17 protein-coding genes and 1 pseudogene are annotated in these 18,716 nt (G+C 55.7%); 12 read left to right on the forward strand and 6 right to left on the reverse strand.

Translation table 11 applies throughout. The features are described from left to right. Positions 1-46: 46 nt before the first annotated feature. The 3 genes and pseudogenes from DLM86_RS25220 to DLM86_RS33115 all read right to left on the reverse strand — a co-directional run. Positions 47-757, reverse strand: a complete 711-nt coding sequence (locus tag DLM86_RS25220) for a YheC/YheD family protein (protein ID WP_158289657.1) — start codon at positions 755-757, stop codon at positions 47-49. Continuing rightward, the gene (locus DLM86_RS33110) at positions 754-1,455 is read right to left on the reverse strand and encodes a GMC family oxidoreductase (RefSeq protein WP_342773118.1); all 702 of its coding nucleotides are present in this window, start codon (positions 1,453-1,455) and stop codon (positions 754-756) included. Before DLM86_RS33110 ends, DLM86_RS25220 begins: the two co-directional genes overlap by 4 nt. Positions 1,456-1,479: 24 nt before the next feature. Further along, positions 1,480-2,448, reverse strand: a pseudogene (locus DLM86_RS33115) (GMC family oxidoreductase N-terminal domain-containing protein); the annotation flags it as partial. 271 nt (positions 2,449-2,719) lie between these two features. Between DLM86_RS33115 and DLM86_RS25230 the strand changes: the two are divergent. From DLM86_RS25230 to DLM86_RS25245, 4 genes are all read left to right on the forward strand, one after another. Next, the gene (locus DLM86_RS25230; protein ID WP_110842844.1) at positions 2,720-3,427 is read left to right on the forward strand and encodes a response regulator transcription factor; all 708 of its coding nucleotides are present in this window, start codon (positions 2,720-2,722) and stop codon (positions 3,425-3,427) included. Continuing rightward, on the forward strand, positions 3,424-4,428 hold the full coding sequence (locus tag DLM86_RS25235) for a sensor histidine kinase (RefSeq protein ID WP_110842845.1): 1,005 nt from the start codon (positions 3,424-3,426) through the stop codon (positions 4,426-4,428). The genes DLM86_RS25230 and DLM86_RS25235 overlap by 4 nt, the downstream gene beginning before the upstream one ends. 90 nt (positions 4,429-4,518) lie before the next feature. Continuing rightward, positions 4,519-5,283: an ABC transporter ATP-binding protein gene (locus tag DLM86_RS25240; RefSeq protein WP_110842846.1), complete on the forward strand. Its 765-nt coding sequence runs from the start codon at positions 4,519-4,521 to the stop codon at positions 5,281-5,283. Next, positions 5,258-7,114: an ABC transporter permease gene (locus tag DLM86_RS25245; RefSeq protein WP_110842847.1), complete on the forward strand. Its 1,857-nt coding sequence runs from the start codon at positions 5,258-5,260 to the stop codon at positions 7,112-7,114. The genes DLM86_RS25240 and DLM86_RS25245 overlap by 26 nt, the downstream gene beginning before the upstream one ends. Before the next feature lie 51 nt (positions 7,115-7,165). Here DLM86_RS25245 and DLM86_RS25250 read toward each other — a convergent pair whose 3' ends face one another. Next, positions 7,166-8,728 (reverse strand): AraC family transcriptional regulator, encoded by a 1,563-nt coding sequence (locus DLM86_RS25250; RefSeq protein ID WP_146250288.1) that lies wholly within the window; start codon positions 8,726-8,728, stop codon positions 7,166-7,168. A 206-nt stretch (positions 8,729-8,934) separates the two neighbouring features. On the opposite strand from DLM86_RS25250, the gene DLM86_RS25255 reads away from it, so the two are divergent. The 7 genes from DLM86_RS25255 to DLM86_RS25295 all read left to right on the forward strand — a co-directional run bounded on the left by DLM86_RS25255 (position 8,935) and on the right by DLM86_RS25295 (position 16,543). Continuing rightward, complete coding sequence (locus DLM86_RS25255; RefSeq protein WP_158289658.1) at positions 8,935-9,966, forward strand: ABC transporter substrate-binding protein; 1,032 nt, start codon at positions 8,935-8,937, stop codon at positions 9,964-9,966. A gap of 70 nt (positions 9,967-10,036) precedes the next feature. Next, positions 10,037-10,966, forward strand: coding sequence for a FecCD family ABC transporter permease (locus DLM86_RS25260; RefSeq protein WP_245954906.1), 930 nt, complete (start codon positions 10,037-10,039; stop codon positions 10,964-10,966). A gap of 3 nt (positions 10,967-10,969) precedes the next feature. Continuing rightward, positions 10,970-11,980, forward strand: coding sequence for a FecCD family ABC transporter permease (locus tag DLM86_RS25265; RefSeq protein WP_110842851.1), 1,011 nt, complete (start codon positions 10,970-10,972; stop codon positions 11,978-11,980). A 252-nt stretch (positions 11,981-12,232) separates the two neighbouring features. Continuing rightward, positions 12,233-12,616, forward strand: a complete 384-nt coding sequence (locus tag DLM86_RS25270; protein WP_110842852.1) for a GntR family transcriptional regulator — start codon at positions 12,233-12,235, stop codon at positions 12,614-12,616. Between the two features lie 28 nt (positions 12,617-12,644). Next, positions 12,645-14,024 carry a DUF5808 domain-containing protein gene (locus tag DLM86_RS25275; protein WP_110842853.1) on the forward strand — a complete coding sequence of 460 codons (1,380 nt, stop codon included), beginning with the start codon at positions 12,645-12,647 and terminating at the stop codon, positions 14,022-14,024. A gap of 569 nt (positions 14,025-14,593) precedes the next feature. Continuing rightward, positions 14,594-15,064 (forward strand): hypothetical protein, encoded by a 471-nt coding sequence (locus DLM86_RS25290; RefSeq protein ID WP_110842856.1) that lies wholly within the window; start codon positions 14,594-14,596, stop codon positions 15,062-15,064. Between the two features lie 114 nt (positions 15,065-15,178). Beyond that, on the forward strand, positions 15,179-16,543 hold the full coding sequence (locus DLM86_RS25295) for a DJ-1/PfpI family protein (protein WP_110842857.1): 1,365 nt from the start codon (positions 15,179-15,181) through the stop codon (positions 16,541-16,543). Between the two features lie 57 nt (positions 16,544-16,600). Here DLM86_RS25295 and DLM86_RS25300 read toward each other — a convergent pair whose 3' ends face one another. Together DLM86_RS25300 and DLM86_RS25305 are read right to left on the reverse strand one after the other, a co-directional pair. Continuing rightward, a complete protein-coding gene (locus DLM86_RS25300; RefSeq protein WP_110842858.1) occupies positions 16,601-16,996 on the reverse strand; it encodes a DUF5367 family protein in 396 nt (131 codons plus the stop codon). Further along, positions 16,993-17,565, reverse strand: coding sequence for a TetR/AcrR family transcriptional regulator (locus tag DLM86_RS25305; protein ID WP_110842859.1), 573 nt, complete (start codon positions 17,563-17,565; stop codon positions 16,993-16,995). The genes DLM86_RS25300 and DLM86_RS25305 overlap by 4 nt, the downstream gene beginning before the upstream one ends. 185 nt (positions 17,566-17,750) lie before the next feature. Here DLM86_RS25305 and DLM86_RS25310 point away from each other — a divergent pair, with 185 nt between their 5' ends. Beyond that, positions 17,751-18,524 (forward strand): UTRA domain-containing protein, encoded by a 774-nt coding sequence (locus tag DLM86_RS25310; protein ID WP_110842860.1) that lies wholly within the window; start codon positions 17,751-17,753, stop codon positions 18,522-18,524. Positions 18,525-18,716: the final 192 nt, after the last annotated feature.

The following is an 18,716-nucleotide window of genomic DNA, read 5'->3' on the forward strand; positions in this document are numbered from 1 at the left end:
GCGAAAAGACCCAATCTGGCTTTACTGGGTCTTTACCACGTCCATTTCAGTTTTTCTTCCTCAGCCTTTCAAAAGGCTTCATGCTCGGTTTCAGGTTGGGCTCGATGATCCATATCCGAGCGTCGGAGTCCAAGCCAATATCGAACCCGATCACATGGGTCGGGTAATACCTGCCTAGATGCTTGGATGCGGTTAAGCATACTTTTTGCATTTTCTTTATTAATTTTTTGGTGGAGGTCGACTTCATACGTGCACATTCGATCGCCTCCTCGACCGGAATGATTCGATTGGATACGTTGGTGACCACGTACCCTTCCTCGGCCACTTTGGCAAACATCCCTTTTATTTTCCAAGAAGCGTTTCGGCCGGTTCTCCGCACGACGATTCTTATATCGAAGGGTCGTTTATCGAGCCGGGCTAGAGGGATCCACTGCTGCACGATATAGTCGCGGTCGCGGGTCATGTTTCGGATTCGATACCAGGTCGGCCGCTTTCCGTCCCGGATCATGGTTTTGTTTTCCGTCTGTATGGCGTAACGGCTTCGTTCCAACCGAGCGACTCGAATGATGCCGTATCCGGAGTTTCCCGTGCATGGCTTCATTATGGCCATTCCATCCTTTTCAAGGTACCGCCATACCCTCCGGCGGGAAAGCTTGTGTGTTGCGGGCAAAAAGGGAGCAAGCTTCTTTGACGCTTTCAAAATCTCGTATTTGGTCCATTTGTCGGAACCATAAGCTTTACGGATCGCGGCTTTCAATGTCGACCCTCTCGAATAAATCGTGCCGCATTCAAGCCAATCATCTGGGAAGGAATCGAGGTATTGCCGTCCGGCAGCACCGGAGCGATCGAAAGATCGGCGACTTTCAGTCGCTTGGTACCGAATACATTCAAGTATCCGTCCACGACGCCGTCCCGCTTCGACTTTGCCATTCGGCAAGTTCCGCCAAAATGAAACGTATTGCCGTAAGAGGCGATGACATAGCTTGCAAGCCTTTCCCGCTTGGCTTCTTCATCCGTCATCTGGAAGATCGGCTCGGGCGGGTAAACGACTTTATATACGCCGTCCGGATCCATCTGTCGAGCACGCGTAATGATGTTGTAAGTCTCGATGTACTGATCCACCAAATAATTTAGATCATCTGGATCCGCGAGCGCATGAATCTGGACGGTCGGATTGGATTGCGGATCGCTGTGCGTAGCGAGTATGGTCCCTCTGCTTTTCGGGTTCAGGTCAAAAATCCCGATGCTGAATACGTTGGTCGACTTCTCGGGGTCAAATTGCCAATTGTTGATGGAGACTTCTTGAACCGGAACGAAGAAGGGGGCCGGCAAACCGATTAATTGCAATCGTCTTCCCGGGCCATGCTGCTTGGCAAAGGCCCCCAATACGACCGGTTGATCGGGATCCGCCAACGAAGCTTCGACAAGACGACTTGTTTCGATCTCGATTCCCATCCCGACGGAATTGTGAACTTGCAAATGATGACCGACATTCGGATTGTCGATGATCGTTTCGATCCCCGCTCTGGCTAAATCGGCCGTCCCGCCGATCCCCGAACGCTGCAAAATAACGGAGGAGAAAATACCCGCAGAAAGAATAATGCCTTTCCGCGCAAACGCCCTTTGCGATTGGCCGTTCCGAATATAGTCTACGCCGACCGCAATGTGAACGCCCCCCTTGCGTCGGAATACGATTTTATCCACCGTCGTTTTGGCGAGAATCGTCAATTTCCTGCGCCCGACCCCGAATTCATCCGGCTCGAATTCGTTGCCTTGCGTGACGATGCTTTTATTCAAGTAGCCCGTGGCCGTCGAGGAACGAACGAAATGTCCGTTCACTTCCTTTTGAATATATTGCGATTGGACAAAGGCGCAGTCCCGGATACCCGTGTTGTAGTCTTCGACAATGGGAATGTTTAACACGTCCGAAGCCGCCTGGGCTAATGTAAAGGTAAGCCCGTCACGGGGGATAAGCTGCTGTCTGATATGAATGGGGCCTTTTCGCCCGCGTTCGCCCGGCGCTTGCGTCATTCCCGTATAGCTCTCGTTTCGTTTGAATAACGAACGGATCGAGTCATAGCTTCATTGCGTACCCGCTAGCTCGGACCATACGTCATACAGGTGCCTGCTTCCGCGTACGGCGTACATGTAATTATGCGCCGATCCTCCGCCGATCACCCGGCCTGCCGAAACGGGAAGCGTACGAGAAATGTTGGGCTCGAGCGAAGTGGAGGAAACAAAACTGAATCGGCTATCGGAGGCGTGAAGGGCAGCTTCAAGCAGCGAAGCGCTTCTTAGCTGTTTGGTCCCATTGATTCCTGCTTCCAGGACCAGCACGGAGCCCTTTTTGTCATCCGTTAAGGCTTTGGCGATAACGCCTCCTGCTGTTCCAGCGCCGATTACGATGTAATCGAACGTATCCGCTCCGGATGGAGGGCGAACTCCCATTCCATACACATCCTTTATTGGGGATTAAGATACAGCATAGTATGCAGGAGGGGCTCGCCCGCCTATGGGTAAACGCGGAATAGGGTAGCGGCGGGAGGATAACGTCTGTCGGCCGATGGCGGATTCATCTAGCCGTGCACGAAACGGCCATGCATAATCCCGGTCCGTGAGGTCGGGATGTATGGCTATGCGTTTTGCCGTTTCCGTCGTTTCATGTAAAATGACGTAATAGGACCGTACCGGAACCATCGACCTGAAGAGGGGGGCGTTTATGCAGACGATTATGATCGTGGAGGATGACCCGAAAATTGCGGAGCATTTGCAAGTCTATATGGATAAATACGGCTTCCGGACGGTCAAGGTGACCGATTTCCAGGCCGTCATGGACGCCTTCCATGAACATTCGCCCCATCTGGTGCTGCTGGATATCAATCTGCCGAGATATGACGGCTACTATTGGTGCAGGCAAATTCGCAAGGAGTCGATTTGTCCGGTTATTTTTATTTCGGCTCGAGTCGGAGAAATGGATCAGGTTATGGCATTGGAAAACGGCGGCGACGACTTTATTACGAAGCCGTTTTCCCCGGAGGTCGTGATGGCGAAAATCCGCAGCCAGCTTCGCCGCGCCTATGGAGAATATGCGTCCAAAGCGGAGGAGCGCGTGCTCGAGCGGGACGGGCTGAAGCTTTTTCCGGAAAGGCTGGAAATGGGCTTCGATACCCAAACGGTATCGTTATCGAGGAAGGAAGCCGATATTATCGAAAGCCTGATGGAGCGCTACCCGCGGGTGGCGGGCCGGGAGGATCTTCTGGAGAAGCTGTGGGACGACCAAGCGTACGTGGATGAGAATACGTTGAATGTCAATATAACAAGGGTCCGAAAAAAGTTTCAGCAGCTCGGCATTCCGGATGCGGTGGAAACCGTCCGCGGCGCCGGATACCGGTTGAATGTCACATGGGCCATCGAGGGAGAGAAATGAAACTATTTGCAAGAGAGCACGCCTTGTTGATAGCCGTTCAGACGGTGCAGTTGTTCGTCGTGTTATCCATCTACTGGCTGGATGGCTATCGTTCCATTCTTCCGGCGCTTTACGCGGCTTTCCTCGGCTTTTTCTTTCTCGCTTGCTACCTGTCCTACCACTATGTCAGCCGCCGCAGATTCTACAAGCGCCTCGGCGAACCGCTCGGGTCGCTGGACGACTCCTTGCAAAGGTCGGAGGAACAAGCTCCCGTGTCGGCGGCGCTCGATCGGCTGCTGAGGGATCAATACCGGCTATATAAAAATCAGATCAAAACGTTGGAGCAGCAGCAGGAGCAGCATTTGAAGTTTATGGATCAATGGGTGCATCAGATGAAGACGCCGCTGTCCGTCATCGAGCTTACGGCGAAAAATCTGGATGAACCCGACTCGTCCAATATTCGGGAAGAGACGGAACGCATGCAGACGGGATTGAACACGATTCTTTATATGGCAAGGCTTCGAGCGATCGAACAGGATTTTTATATCAAGCCCGTGCTCTTGTCGAGAATCGTTCACGAGGTTAACAACGAGAACAAACGTTTTTACATCCGCAGCCAAGTATACCCGAAGCTGGTGGAAGAGAAGCAAGGGATTACGGTGGAAACGGATGAGAAATGGCTGTTTTTCATGCTGTCCCAACTGATTCATAATGCAGTCAAGTATTCGTCCGGAACAAGCGACAGCATCGTCGTGTCCATCTGCGAGAAGGCCGGAGAAGCGGTGCTGGAGGTAAAAGACTTCGGAGTCGGCATACCGGAAACGGACAAGAAGCGGGTGTTCGATCCTTTCTATACGGGCGAAAACGGTCGTATTTTCCGCGAATCTACCGGCATGGGGCTATATGTAACGAAAGAGGCGGCCCTCTACCTCGGGCACCGCATCGAGCTGGAATCGGAGGTAGGCCGGGGGACAGCCATCCGCCTTATTTTTTCCCGCTCACAAAACATTACACCCTTGTAAGGGAATTGAAAGCCTAATCGATAGTGAAGGTCGACAAGCCGCGTTATGCTAGTCACAGATCAAGGAGCGTAAGCGGAAAGGAGATCGGTCATGCTGAACGTAAAACAAGTGAGCAAGCTATATGATGGAAAAATCACCTACCGTGCTTTGACGGATATCGATTTAACGATCGATCGAGGCGAATTTGTCGGGGTGATGGGTCCGTCCGGCAGCGGGAAGACGACCCTGCTCAATATTATCGCAACGATAGACGAACCGACCACGGGAGAAGTTTTGATCGACGGAAGCAATCCCCACCGCCTCAAAAAAGACGAGCTGGCCAAATTTCGCCGTCGGGAATTGGGCTTCGTCTTTCAGGATTTTAACCTGCTCCACACCTTGACGGTGGAGGAGAATATCGTGCTGCCGTTAACCTTGGACGGCAGTAAAGTGGCCGAAATGAAACAAAAAGCGAACGCGATAGCCGAAAAGCTCGGAATATCGGAAATCATGAAAAAACGCACGTATGAAATTTCCGGGGGCCAAGCACAAAGAACGGCTGTCGCCAGGGCGATGATTCATTCGCCCAAGCTGCTGCTTGCCGATGAGCCGACGGGAAATTTGGATTCCAAGTCCTCCAAAGATGTCATGGAAATGCTGGAATCCATCAATCGCGACGAGCGGACGACGATGATGCTTGTCACTCACGATCCTCTAGCGGCAAGCTATTGCAACCGGGTCGTGTTTATTCGCGACGGAAGGCTGTATTCGGAAATTCACAGAGGCGACAATCGCCGGGCCTTCTTCCAGAAGATTATCGACACGCTTTCTTTGTTGGGAGGAGAAGCCAATGACCTTTCGACAATTCGCGTTTAATAACGTCGCCCGCAACAAGAGGCTGTATGCGGCCTATTTTCTTAGCAGCATGTTTACGGTCATGGCCTTTTTTACGTTTGCCGTCTTTGCCTTTCATCCCGCGCTGAACGGGGAAGGGATGAACCGCAACGTGACGCAAGGGATGAACATCGCTGCGGGAATCATCTACACCTTCTCTTTTTTCTTCATCCTTTATTCGATGAGCTCCTTTTTGCAATCGCGCAAAAAAGAACTCGGCGTATTGATGCTCCATGGGATGACGAAGAGGCAAGTCCGTTCCATGGTGTTTTTGGAGAACATGATCATCGGTTTTTGCGCCACTTTGGGCGGCATTGTGCTTGGAGTCGTATTTGCCAAAGCGATGCTGCTGCTGGCTGAAAACGTGCTCGTCCTCGAAAACGGCTTGAATTTCTATATACCGGTGCACGCGGCCGTTTTAACCTTCGTCTCCTTTATCGTCCTCTTTTTCTTGATCTCCTTGTTCGTTTCCTACGTCTTGCGAAGCGGGAAGCTGATTGACTTAATCAAGGGGGAAAAAGCATCGAAAGGCGAACCGAAGGCGAATATAGCATTAACCGTTATTGCCGCCGTCTTGCTTGGCGGAGGTTATGCCACGGCATTGGTTGCGAAAGGACTCGTTGTAGTAGCGGTTATGCTTCCGGTGGTCGTCATGGTGATTGTCGGCACCTATTTATTGTTTACCCAGTTAAGCGTCTTTGCGGTACGCAGGTTAAAGAAAAGCGAATCCTTGTTCTGGCGCAGAACCAATATGATTCTGTTCTCCGATCTCTCCTACCGGATGAAAGATAATGCCCGAACGTTTTTCCTCGTTGCCATCATTTCGACGGTGGCGTTCAGTGCGATCGGAACCTTGTACGGATTCCAAACCTTACTGACGGAGGGAGTCCGGGCCGCCAATCCGTACACATTTACCTCGTATGCGGATGAACGGGAGAATATAGCGTTAATCGAGAAAACATTGCAGGAGGAAAAGATTGAGGCGAAGGCCGCGAACGCCGTTCTTCGCTATTATAAGGGAGATACGACAAACAAAATCGCGATCCTGACCCAATCCGATTTTAATCGCTTGGCGGACTTGATCGGGGAAGACGCGATCGAAGCGAAGGATGGACAAGCGGTCGTCGTCAAGCTGAAAGGAAGTCCTTTTCCGCGGGGAACGGAACCGAATGCAACGATCCCGTTACAGTCGGGCGCCGTCTTGCATGCGAACGAAGTCCGGTATTCAAGAGCGCTGCCGGCCATGGATTCGTATTATATCGTTTCGGACAAAAATTTCGACGAGCTTCCTGCGCCGATTGACGAAGAAAGCTTTCATGCTTGGCTGGCGACGGGAGGCACGCAAAACATTTTCGCGGCTTCGAAAAAAATGTATGAGGCGCTGCCTCATCAAGTGACTGCCGTCGAGTATGAAATCTACCGAATCCATAAAGATTACGGAGCGATTTTGTTTGTCGGGCTGTTTATCGGAGTCGTCTTTTTCGTCTCGGCCGGAAGCTTCCTTTATTTCCGGCTGTACATGGATGTGGACGGGGATAAACGGAAATTCAAAACGATCGCCCGAATGGGCTTGAGTGAGAAGGAACTGAAGCAGGTGCTGAACAGACAAACGGCGATCCTCGTTTTCGCGCCGATTGTAGTAGCCCTTGTACACGGGGCGGTAGCCTTGACGTCGTTGTCCCGCCTTTTCAGCTATGATCTGACCAAGCAATCCGCGATGGTGCTCGGTGTTTTTCTGGCTATACAGATTCTATATTTCTTCGTTCTACGATTTTTCTATACGAAGCAGATTAAAGCCGCAATCCCAACGTAGATTCGTCTGAAAAGGTTCCGGAGCAGCAAGATGGACTCCGGAACCTTTTTCTCAAGTCATTTTCAGCAGATCGTCCATAATCCGCATTCGGCCGGTCGTCGACCAGCCCATGCCGAACCAGTTCCCGATGTAACGGACGTTGCCGCTTCTTACCGCCTTCATCGAATGCCATTCGTCGGTGGCTTGAATGCGGCGAAAGACGGCTTCATCCTCGGGATCGTAGAAATGATCTTGGATCCACAGATGGTCGGTACCCAGATTCGGGTACTTGTCGGGCGAGAATTCCACATTCATCCCATTGGCCGGCACGCAGAAGCCGGGCTTGAAGCCGAGCTCGGCATAGATCAATTCGTTCAACGGATGGTAACCGGCTCCTTGAATGCGGATCAGCTTGTGCACGACCCGCATCATCGTGACCGTCTGGTCGCCGAACCGGCGGTTCAACATCGGTTTCGCCTCGCCAAGCTTGCGCTCCAGCTGCCGCATATTGTGCGCGGCCTCCCTCTCTCTCCCGAGCAGCGCCGCAATGTGACGGGTAACCGTCCGCCAATCCATGCCATAATCGAGAATGTGAGTGGGGGCGATCCGGCTGAACCGGTCTTTATAAGGGAGATGATAGTGGTCGGCGATGATGAGTTCCGGTTCCGTTTCGCGCATGCGGTCAAGGTGCTCCCCGAGCTGTTGCTCGTGTTCTTCCTTGCTCATCGTCTTGGTCTGATGGCAGTTGGCCGCGTAAACCGGATGAACCCCGAGCGATTGCAAAATATCGTGAAACCGGAGGCACGAAACGGCGGCCACGCGGATGTTTTTCCGGTTCATATACATGGTGGGGGATATCCCCACATGCCGCTTGAACATCCGGCTGAAATAAAATTCGTTGCCGAAGCCGCTGGCGGCGGATACCTCCTTTACGGTGTGATTTTTCTCCAGAAGCATGCTCTTGGCATGGGCGATCCGCAGGCTGTTCAAGTAGTCGATCGGGGACGTCCCCTTCAATCTTTTGAACTCGCGCGAGTAAGAGGTAGGCGTGAACCCGGCGATTTCGGACAACGTCTCCAACGTCAATTTCCGGCTGTAGTGGGCGTGCATGTAATCGATGCTGGGAGAGATCCCTTTCGCTGTCGGCTGCCGGTCCGCCTCCGGCCGAGGGACGCTATGTCTCACCAGGAAGTGAACGAGCTCCTGGAACATCGCATTTCGCACGAAAGCGGACGTAGCCCCGGACCGATACGCATCGTAGAGCGCTTCGACCCGTTCCAGAGGGGCCGCATCGGGATAAAGCGGGATAGCGCCCGGAGCCAGCGGCCGTAACGCCCGGGACAAACCGGAGCCGGGCAGGACGCCGGCTTTCGAGACATCGAGACGGCGAAGGAACAAGATATAGCAGACAAGGAGATCGGCATGAGGCTCGACCCTGACCGGTAGGCCGGGTTCAAGGAGCCAGAGCCGGTTCGGCTCGATCGGATCCGACGAATCGCCCCGACGGAGCAAGCCCGCCCCTTGCGTGATATAGAGAAAAGCCGGGGCGGGGAGAGGGGCGAACGATCGGGGCTCGCGCCCGGCATACTGTCGCCGAAAGACGGAGGAGAGCAGCAGTAAAGGAGTCGTATTCAAGGCGATCTCATCCTTCGAACCAACTATTGATAATGATTCTCAATTATAGCCAAATGAACGCCGTCGTTCAACATGAAGTTGAACAAGATCCGATATGGATTTTGGATAGAATCCGTCATGTACATCCCGGATGCCGAACCCTATAATTAATAATGATTCTCAATATCAACAAAACATGGGGGATCGACATTTTAGGAGGGTATTCCATGACAAGCGGTTTGACCAAATGGTGCAAACGCCTCTCGGTGCCGGGCCTTCTGCTCGCCCTGATGCTAATCGTCTCCGCATGCGGAAGCAAGGAAGTGCCGGCTGGACAAGGGGCATCGCCGACTTCTGCGGGGGCGGGCGCGACCGGTGCCGGCGTGCAGCCGTCCCCGGGTACGAGCGGTTCGGACTCGATGGCTGCAGCGGCCAAGACGATCAAAGATGCGATGGGGGAAATAGCGATCCCCGTGAAACCGAGCCGGGTTGTGGTTCTGGATAATGCGGCGCTGGATAACTTGCTCGCGCTGGGCGTGAAGCCGATCGGAGCCGCATCCGTCGCTTCGTTGAACGAGCCGTTCCCGGCGTACCTCAAAGGAACGGACGGGATCGCCAACATCGGAACGATCGCTCAGCCGAATCTGGAGACGATCGCGAAGCTGGCCCCGGATCTCATTCTTGGAACGAAGGTGGAGCAGGAAGCGGTCTACGACAAGCTGAAGAAAATTGCGCCGACGGTGTTCATCGAGAACGTGGGCGTGCAGTGGAAAGACAACCTGAAGCTGCATGCGGAGGCCGTCGGGAAAACGGAAGAGGCGGACAAGCTGCTGAAGCAATACGAACAGCGGGTGGAGAAGTTCAAGAAGGACCGGGGGACGAAGCCGTCCCGGGTTGCGCTTCTGCGCCCGCGCCAAGATCATGTGCGGGTTTATTTGCCGGAGACGTTCAGCGGGGCGATTGCGAGCGAAGCCGGGCTGACGCGTCCGGCCGCGCAGAACGTCAAAGGAAAGCAGCATTTGAGCGTGACCGAGGAACAGATCGCCGATTTGGACGCCGACGTCATCCTATGGTTCGGCCGCGAGAGCGAGTTGGCCTACTTTAACGACAAGATCCGCAAAAACCCGATATGGGGCACGCTCCAAGCCGTCAAAGCCAACCAGGTTCATCAGGTCAGCCCCGAAACGTGGTTAAGCGGTCACGGCATCCAGTCGGTCAACCTGATGCTGGACGATCTGACGCGGATACTGGCTCCGTAATGCGGGGGGCGACGGATTGAACATTCGGGCGGCAGGGCTTGTCATTGGATTGCTTTTAACGGGGGCAGGTTTGCTGGGCAGCATCGCTCTCGGCAAAACGGCCGTTCCGCTGTCGGTCGCCTTGGACGCTCTTACCGCGTTCGATCACGAGTCTCGCGAGCATCTGCTGATCCGTACGGTTCGTCTGCCCCGAGCGCTCATCGCGATGACGGTCGGCGCGTGCCTGGCTATGGCCGGGGCCGTCATGCAGGCGATTACGCGCAACCCGCTTGCGGGACCGGAGCTGTTCGGCGTGAGCCAGGGCGCGGCGCTGCTGGTCGTGCTGCATATTTTCGTATGGGGCGGCGTCTCCCCCGGCGGGCATATCGGGTTTGCCTTCTTGGGAGCGGGACTGGCCGGCTTGGCCGTGTATGTTCTGGGCTCGATCGGCGGCGGGGGGCTAACGCCGCTCAAGCTGATTTTGGCGGGATCGGTCATCAACCTGCTCTTCGCGTCGCTTACGCAAGGAATTCTCGTATTCGACGAGCAGTCGCTGGATACGATGCGCTTTTGGCTGGCCGGTTCGTTGACGGGGCGGAATATCGAGCTCTTTTATCAAGTTCTTCCTTTCATGCTGACGGGGCTGATCGGGACGCTCGCGCTCAGCAAGCAAGTGAATGTGATCAGTCTTGGCGAGGATGCGGCTCGGAGTCTCGGCTTGCGGACGGAGTGGGTCAAGGCGGGCTCCCTATTGGCGGTTGTCGTCCTCGCAGGCTCGTCCGTGGCCATCGCCGGTCCGATCGGCTTCGTCGGACTCGCGGTGCCGCATATCGTCCGGTCGATCGCCGGCCCGGATTATCGCTGGGTGATCCCGTACTCGGCCGTTGCGGGCGCCGTTTTGCTGCTGCTGGCGGATATTGCGGCCCGTTTCGCGGTACCGGCGCAGGAGGTCCCGGCCGGCATCGTAACGGCTTTGCTGGGCGCGCCGTTCCTTATTTATCTTGCCCAAAGGAGAAGCTAGCCGATGACGTCCTACGGGTATGCGTCCCCCTATCGTTCTACACCTGTCGTTCTGAGCGCTCTGATCGCGGGCAATCTGATCGTGCTCCTCCTCCATCTCATGCTGGGCGATTACCCGATCCCGGTAAGGGAGGCGCTGCTTGCGGCGGTGGGCGGGGGCGATTCGAAATACGGCTTTGTCGTACAGACGCTTCGGCTGCCGCGCGCGCTTGTCGCTTTTTTGGCGGGAGCGGGCTTGGCGCTGTCCGGCGTGCTGCTGCAAGGCATTACCCGCAATCCGCTCGCGGCCCCCGGCGTCGTGGGCCTGAACGCGGGAGCTTCCTTGACGGCCGTCGCCGCCATCATCGTATTCCCCTCCATACCGGTAGCCCTGATGCCGGTCGCCGCTTTCGTCGGCGCCTTGTCGGCGGGCGCTTTGTCCTACGTGCTGGCCTGGCGCCGCGGGCTGTCTCCGGTTCGGCTGCTGCTCGTCGGCGTCGGCCTTTCGGCCTCGGCCGGCGCGATCGTCACGTTTTTGCTTACAATCGGGAAAATCAACGACGCCAAAATGGCCGTCATCTGGATGACCGGCAGCGTGTACGGCCGCAGCTGGGAGCATTTCTGGCCGCTGCTGCCATGGCTGCTGGTGCTGCTGCCGGTTTCGCTGCTGCTTGCGAAGCGGCTGGATGTGCTTCAGCTGGGAGACGACGCGGCGAGGGGGCTAGGGAGCCGGTTGGAGCTGAGCCGCGGTCTTCTCCTCCTGATCAGCATCGGCTTGGCCGGTTCGGCTGTGGCGATGGCGGGCACGATCGGCTTCGTCGGCTTGATGGCCCCGCATATGTCCCGGTATGCGGTCGGCGCGGCTTCCCGCCGGGTAATTCCCGCAGCCGCATTGCTGGGCGGGCTCATCGTCATGCTGGCCGACTTATTCGGCAGAATCATGCTGAAGCCGATCGAGATTCCTTGCGGGATTCTGGTCGCGATCGTGGGCGCCCCGTATATGCTGTACTTGCTGTACAAGAAACGCCGCATGTGATTCGATAGAAGGATGCTGCGGCGTCCCGTTCGTCCGTGCAGATGCCGAGCCCAACCCCGACCGTTTCGGATCGGGGTTTTCGTTTGCCTGCTTCGGTTTTAGCAGAAGCGTTCCGGAGGACCGCCGCCCATTTAGGAGATACGTTTAGGCGGAGACGTCTTCCTTGATTTCTAGTCCAAAGACCCATGCGAGTTAAGTATTATTTGTATTATTATATATAATACAAAAGACGAATCGAGGTGAATCCTCCCCATGATCATCTCCTTGCAGTTGGACAGCGAAACGCCTCTCTACGAGCAGCTGCGCAACCAGATCGTGATCGGCATCGCCACCGGCGAATTGGCCGCCCAAGAGAAGCTTCCGACCGTCCGGCAGCTTGCCGAAGACCTGGGCATCAACACGATGACGGTCAATAAAGCGTACATGCTGCTGAAGCAAGAAGGCTATATCGTCATCGACCGGCGGCACGGAGCCAAGGTGAGTCCTCGCCCGCCCGATAATCCCGAGCCTTCGCCGCAGCTGGAGGAGCAGCTCCGATTGCTGATCGCGCAGGCTACGATTCAAGGGGTGAACCAGTCGCGCTTCCAAACGTTATGCTCGCAAATTTTCGCCAACATGACTTACCGGCATCCTTAGCTTTGCTTGAAAGGAGTCGATTCCGATCTTGTTAACGATCATTTTGTCCGTAGCGGCCGCCGTTCATTTCGTCGTATTGGCGGCCACCTACCGGTCGCAGGCCCGGTATAAGAACGGCATGCTGTTCGCCGTTACCTTGCCCGATTCCGCACCGGACGACGGGAGAATCCGGAGCATCCAATCGACATTCAAGAAACGGCATACGCAAGCTTGTGTGGGAATGGCCGTGTTTCTCGTTCCGTTCCTTTTGCTGTACAATAGTGCCGCCTATCAGGTCATTTACTTTTTCGCGTGGTTCTCCGTCTCCTTTGTCGTGATGCCGGCTCCGTTCCGGCGGGCGTTTCGGGAGACGCTGGCCGTAAAACGCGAGAAGGAGTGGTTTGTCGGGGCGAAGCGCGTTATCCAGAGCGATTTGCGTGCGGCCTATTTAAAAAACCGGCGTTCGGCTCCCGTCTGGCTGTTCGCGATCCCGCTGGCGATGGCGCTCGGTCTCCTGCTATGGGGAGCGGGCGAATCGTCGCCGTTTCTAACCGTCGCTTCCGGCTCGCTCGTCGTTACGATCGTACTCCTCCTGGTTTCGCTGCAGGCGCGCAAGGCCAAGGCCAAGGTGTACAGCCTGAACAGCGACGTGAACGTCAGCCTCAATCAGGCCAAGCGCAGCCGGTTGTCTTACATGTGGCTCGGGTTGGCCGTGCTGGAGAACGTCCACTGCGCGCTGATCGGTCTGCTTCTCTCCAATGAGAACGAGCGGATGTTCGGGGTGTGGCTCACGATTACGCTGTTGTTCAGCGCGATTCCGCTGGCCATCGTCTGGTACGTATACCGGGGCATCGCCCGCTTGGAGCGGGAAACGCTGGCGTTGGACGGCCAAGTCGTTTACACCGACGATGACGAATACTGGATCAACGGCTTTACGTACCATAATCCTTACGACCGAAGCGTCTTCGTCCCCAAACGGATCGGGATGGGGGAGACCGTCAATACGGCTACTCTTGCCGGAAAACTGCTCGTATGGATCCCGATCGGGATAGCTGTCGTCGTCGTCATCGGCGTTTCGTTTTTGTTGGTTCGTTCGGAGATAGTCGAGCCCGTTCTGACCGTTACGCCCGAGCATACGATCGAAATCGACTACCCGATGTATTCGTACGAGTTTAACGTGACCGATATCGAAGAACTCGCGCTTGTGGAGAGCCTTCCTTCGGGCAGGAAGACGAATGGGGAAGGGACGAATCAGGTTGCCCGGGGACATTTCAAGCTGAACGAGCTGGGCCAATCGCGGCTGTACGTGTTCAAAGCTCCGCCGTACATCCGGATCAAGCTGCCCGACGGGTATGTGTTCTACAACGAGCGAGACCCGCAGCAGACGGAACGGCTGTTCGAGCAGTTGCGGAAGCGGGTAGCGGAATGAAATATCGGATCCATTCGGCCGAACTATTATATGTGTTATTATGGAATCAATTAGAGTTGCAGGGGTGATGAGATGCGTTGGGAAGAAGTGAAGGAACGATTTCCGAATGAGTGGGTTGTTCTAGAGGCTACGAAGGCTCATTCTGTGTCTGGCAACCGCTACATTGAGGAGGTCGTCGTCGTTGATCGTTTTGTGGATTCAAGATCCGCGCTGCGCCGATACAACGAGTTGCACAAGCAGGCTCCTCATCGCGAATATTGTTTTTTTCATACGTCCCGACCGGTCTTAGTAGCTCGGGAACGGCATATCGGAGTACGGGGGCAAAAATGAATCTTCAAGTGGAATTCGGCCTTCCTTTAATACTACCCGATGATCCCCAGATTGCCCATAATTCCCGTCATTCTTTCACATTCAAAAAGCACCCGTAAGGGTGCTTTTGCTTTTGCGTGCGGGACGCAAAGTTTTGCGCCGGCTGCACAAGGATTTGCGCGTTGAGAAAGCTGGCCGCGTGATAAGATGCTTTCGCAAGGCCGATTTGCGATATGGTGCAGAAGGGAACGAGAGACGACATGAACATTCAATTGCTGTACTGGGGGTTATTTTCCTTGATGCTGGGGCTCGCTTTGTCCCTGCCGCTTGCGGCGGTTCATTACCAAAACTCGCCGAGGTGGACGAGTCTGTTTACGAACCCCCGGAAGCTGAAGTCCGCTCATCTCGATTTTTTTACGCAAGCTTTCGCCGCGGCATTCGTCTATGTGATCGAATTCGCTGTGCAGAAGGCGTTTCCGGCGCATGTCGTCATTCCGTTATTGTTCGGGACGGTATGCAATCCGCTGCTGCTGCTTCTGGAGGCGACGCCGCTCCACCGGGAAGGGCTCGGGAAGCCGTTCTACCGGCTGCTGAAAGCCGTCAGCCCGGTCTCGCTGCTCTTGGCTTGGTTGTCGATCGCATGGATCGTCCTGCCGGCCTCGATGGCGGTCGGATGGGCCGCTTTCGTGCTGCTTGGCCTATGGCTGATGGGGAGCTATAGGAAACGATGACAGGAGCGGCGCCATTGAAAAACGTCCATGTTCTCATCACGGGACCATGTTCGTATGTCGGGATCGTCGCTGCGAATGAAGACCCTAGAGAAAAATGAAGGAGAAATGACTTTCATGAAAAGAACCGTTTTGAGGGTTTTCGTGTTTGCGTTCGTCGTCTTATTCGTCGTCGTAGCCATAGCCGCCCCCGGGTACATCGGTGCGCAGAAAGCGTTCTGGGGCTCGATTCGGCAGGAGCCGGTCCCTTCCCTGGACGGGCTGAAGAAGCCGGCGCACGACGCGAGCAAGCCGACCGTCGCGGTCATTTTGGGCAATGAAACGACCGAGGGCATGGATTTTACGATTCCTTACCAGCTTTTCTCCATGACGGGGGCTTATAACGTCTATGCCGTCGCATCGGACAACGGCGTCCGATCGTTGACGGGCGGCGTCGACGTCGTGCCCCATTATGCGTTCGCCGAGCTGGACGCTATGCTCGGAAGGAGCCCGGACATCGTCGCGATCCCGTATATGACGATGACCGACGCGGAGAAGCTGAAGCCGGTTCAGGATTGGATTTTGAAGCATAAAGGGACTACGCTGCTGAGCATTTGCGCCGGGGCCGACGTCCTCGCCTCTACCGGGCTGCTGAACGGGAAAACGGGCGCGACGCATTGGCAGACGATGCCCGTCTTGACGAAGAAATATCCGGACGTTCATTGGGTGCAGGATCGACGCTACGTAACGAACGACGGAGGGCGGATGATTTCCTCCGCCGGCATCTCGTCCGGCATCGACGCCAGTCTGTACGTCATCTCGCAGCAGCTCGGCGAGCCGGCCGCGGCCGCGATCGCGGAACAGCTGCACTATCCGTCCTATCCCTTTGTCGCCAACCCGGAAGTGGAGCCTTACCGAATCGATATGCGGTATTCCACTTACGTCTTGAACAACGCCTTCCGGTGGAACGAGAAAAAGCTCGGCGTCCTGCTCTACGAAGGCGTAGAGGAAATGGCGGTCGCCTCCGTCCTGGACATCTACTCGGACAGCGGCACGACGCGGACGCTCTCGATCGCGAAGACGGATCGGCCCGTCGCTTCGAAGCACGGTTTATATTTGCTGGCGCGGCATACGCTGGACAATCCTCCAAAGACCGATAAACGGGTCGTGCCGGGCACCCGGGCGAACGAGCTGGCGTCGGAGGAAGCCGAGCTTTGGAAAAGCAAAGGCGGCGGGGCGGAGCCGTGGTTCGTCCATAGCGGCGCCAAGGACCGCTTCCTCTTCGAGGTGCAGCTGGAGGACTTGGCGAAGCAGGAAGACGTCCTGACCGCGAAACATGCAGCCAAGCGCCTCGAGTTTCGGGCGGACAGCTTCGAGCTCCGGGGCAGCCCGCTGCCGTTCGAGACGTATGGAGCGATGCTGCTGACGATCGCCGCGGCCGTCGCCCTCGCCGCATGGATCGACCGGAAATGGTTGGCCGGACGGCGCGCCGAAGCGAAGTAACGACAAAAGCCTTTCGCGGCGAACAATGTCAGCACGCGAAAGGCTTTGTTGGCCGCCTCACCGATTCCCCCGCCATCCCGACGCGATAATAAGACTGTACGCCCACAACAGCCAGGCGGCCAACAGCGGTATGCTGTCGTCGGCCAGAACCGGGAAGACGGTGCGATGGAAGGGAAGGGAGAGCGCGTCCAGCAGCATCCCGGGCAAGGCGATGCAGACCGCGGAACGGAGCCGCTCGGAGGGCGGAATACCGCGCAAGGCGTACATCGGAAGCGTGCATCCCAGAATGACCGGTACGGCGACAAGGAAGCTGATCGCATTTTTCGGCCCGTTCCCCGCCTCGATCAGCCAATCCCCGAACAAGTGAAACGCCGCCGTCGCCGCCAGCCACAGGACGAAGCCCCATAGCAGAAAAAAAGCGTCGCGCCGCTTGGGCGCCGTCTTGGTAATCATGGACTCCCCTCATTCGTCATAAAGGCGAAGAAGCGCCGCACGGAATCGAACACCGCTTCCTTCGGAAAATCCTCGTCCAATAATGCCTGAACGGCCAGCCCGTCGATCATCGCGTTCATGAGAATGCCCCAATGCTCCGTCGGAATGCCCGCAACGGGCGACGATCCCCAGCGAGAAGCGAGCATGACGGTCAGATGCTCGTTTTCCTGCCGAACCATCGCCCCGAGCCGATCGCGATTCGGTTGGAACGAAAGGCTCGCGGCCAGCGTCGCGAAAAACAACCGGTGGTAAGCGGAGTCGTATCCGCATCGGTCCTTGGCCGCTTGCAGCGCCTCCTCCAAGCTTCCGTGCCTTTGCTGCAGCGATTGCCAGGAAGCGTCGCACAAGCTTTGGACGAGCTCGATCATGAGCTGTTCCTTCGTCCGGAAATGATAAAAGACCGTCCCTTGACTGACGTTCGCCTGCTCGGCTACCGCCTTTAACGTCGTTTTCTCGACTCCTTTCTCGGCGACGCAATGACGGGCGGCCTGCAAAAGCTCGTCTTTGGTGACGACATTCGGCTTGGCCATGATATGCACTCCTCTCCATAGTGAGTTAGTCAACCAACTAACAACTATTATACGTTTCCGCCTGACAATTGGCAAATTCGAGAAAACGTGACCGCCGGCCTCCGCCTACGCTCGTTGACACTTGGAATGAAGCTAAAGTATGATAAATACAGTTTTTCCCGTCAACCATAAGGAGCCGTCGTGCCATGAAACTGAACAATACGAGCCAGGAACCGCTCTATTTGCAATTGAAAAATATAATCAAAGAAGATATTCACCGCGGTAACTATAAAGCCGGCGAACAATTGCCGCCCGAGGAAGAGCTGTGCGAGACGTACGGGGTCAGCCGGGGGACGGTGCGCAAGGCGATCATGGATTTGGTCGGCGAAGGGATTCTGAAGCGCCATCAAGGCAAAGGAACGTTCGTCCGCGAGGAATCGATGATCAAGCGGGAGCTGTTCTCGATGGGCGGCTATTCCGAGACGGCCACCACCACGGGGGAGCCGCTGCGGCCGCACATTTTGTCATGCTCGGTGATCGGGGCGGACGACTATCTCGCCTCTTTTTTTCGCGTCGAGCCGGGCGACCGCATATTGGAGCTGAAGCGGGCGCATTACATCCGCGACGAAGTGCTCATTTTCGAAACCGCGCATTACTCGCTGGACCGATTCCCGGGGCTCGAGCGATTCATCCTGGAATCGCCGTCCACCTACAGCACGCTGAAGCGACGGTACAACATCGAGATGACGTATTCGGAGAAAACGCTGGAGCTGGCGTATGCGACCGAAGAGGAGGCGTCCATCCTGAACTGCGATCCGGGTACGACGCTGTACGTCATCGAGCGCAAGTCGTACGACGACGACAACGCGCCGATTCATATCTCGTCCTCCTTGTACAAGACGAACCGGGTCAAATTTACGATTACCGTCAACCAACGGAAAGAGAAAAACGCGCCGCCCGAACAAGGGCCGGAACGATAAATTCGAGCGCCCCGCACTTATTCGCGCATCGCCTCATATCGGAAGACGCAAGCCCGCCAATCGATGGCGGGTTTTTTCGCCTTTCAACGGCCGCACGAAAAGGCGATGGAACGCTTTCAAAAAAACGATTGACGATATTTGTACACTATTGTACAATAACAAATGTAAACAACAGTATACGACTTGGAGGTA

The sequence above is a fragment of the Paenibacillus flagellatus genome, assembly GCF_003217775.1.
In the GTDB taxonomy this organism is placed as follows: domain Bacteria; phylum Bacillota; class Bacilli; order Paenibacillales; family NBRC-103111; genus Paenibacillus_AB; species Paenibacillus_AB flagellatus.

Excerpts from the sequence above, each read along its gene's own strand:
- DLM86_RS33110 (WP_342773118.1), bottom strand. The coding sequence starts at position 1,455 with ATGGGAATCGAGATCGAAACAAGTCGTCTTGTCGAAGCTTCGTTGGCG.
- DLM86_RS25230 (WP_110842844.1), top strand. The coding sequence starts at position 2,720 with ATGCAGACGATTATGATCGTGGAGGATGACCCGAAAATTGCGGAGCAT.
- DLM86_RS25235 (WP_110842845.1), top strand. The coding sequence starts at position 3,424 with ATGAAACTATTTGCAAGAGAGCACGCCTTGTTGATAGCCGTTCAGACG.
- DLM86_RS25240 (WP_110842846.1), top strand. The coding sequence starts at position 4,519 with ATGCTGAACGTAAAACAAGTGAGCAAGCTATATGATGGAAAAATCACC.
- DLM86_RS25245 (WP_110842847.1), top strand. The coding sequence starts at position 5,258 with ATGACCTTTCGACAATTCGCGTTTAATAACGTCGCCCGCAACAAGAGG.
- DLM86_RS25255 (WP_158289658.1), top strand. The coding sequence starts at position 8,935 with ATGACAAGCGGTTTGACCAAATGGTGCAAACGCCTCTCGGTGCCGGGC.
- DLM86_RS25265 (WP_110842851.1), top strand. The coding sequence starts at position 10,970 with ATGACGTCCTACGGGTATGCGTCCCCCTATCGTTCTACACCTGTCGTT.
- DLM86_RS25270 (WP_110842852.1), top strand. The coding sequence starts at position 12,233 with ATGATCATCTCCTTGCAGTTGGACAGCGAAACGCCTCTCTACGAGCAG.
- DLM86_RS25290 (WP_110842856.1), top strand. The coding sequence starts at position 14,594 with ATGAACATTCAATTGCTGTACTGGGGGTTATTTTCCTTGATGCTGGGG.
- DLM86_RS25295 (WP_110842857.1), top strand. The coding sequence starts at position 15,179 with ATGAAAAGAACCGTTTTGAGGGTTTTCGTGTTTGCGTTCGTCGTCTTA.
- DLM86_RS25300 (WP_110842858.1), bottom strand. The coding sequence starts at position 16,996 with ATGATTACCAAGACGGCGCCCAAGCGGCGCGACGCTTTTTTTCTGCTA.
- DLM86_RS25305 (WP_110842859.1), bottom strand. The coding sequence starts at position 17,565 with ATGGCCAAGCCGAATGTCGTCACCAAAGACGAGCTTTTGCAGGCCGCC.
- DLM86_RS25310 (WP_110842860.1), top strand. The coding sequence starts at position 17,751 with ATGAAACTGAACAATACGAGCCAGGAACCGCTCTATTTGCAATTGAAA.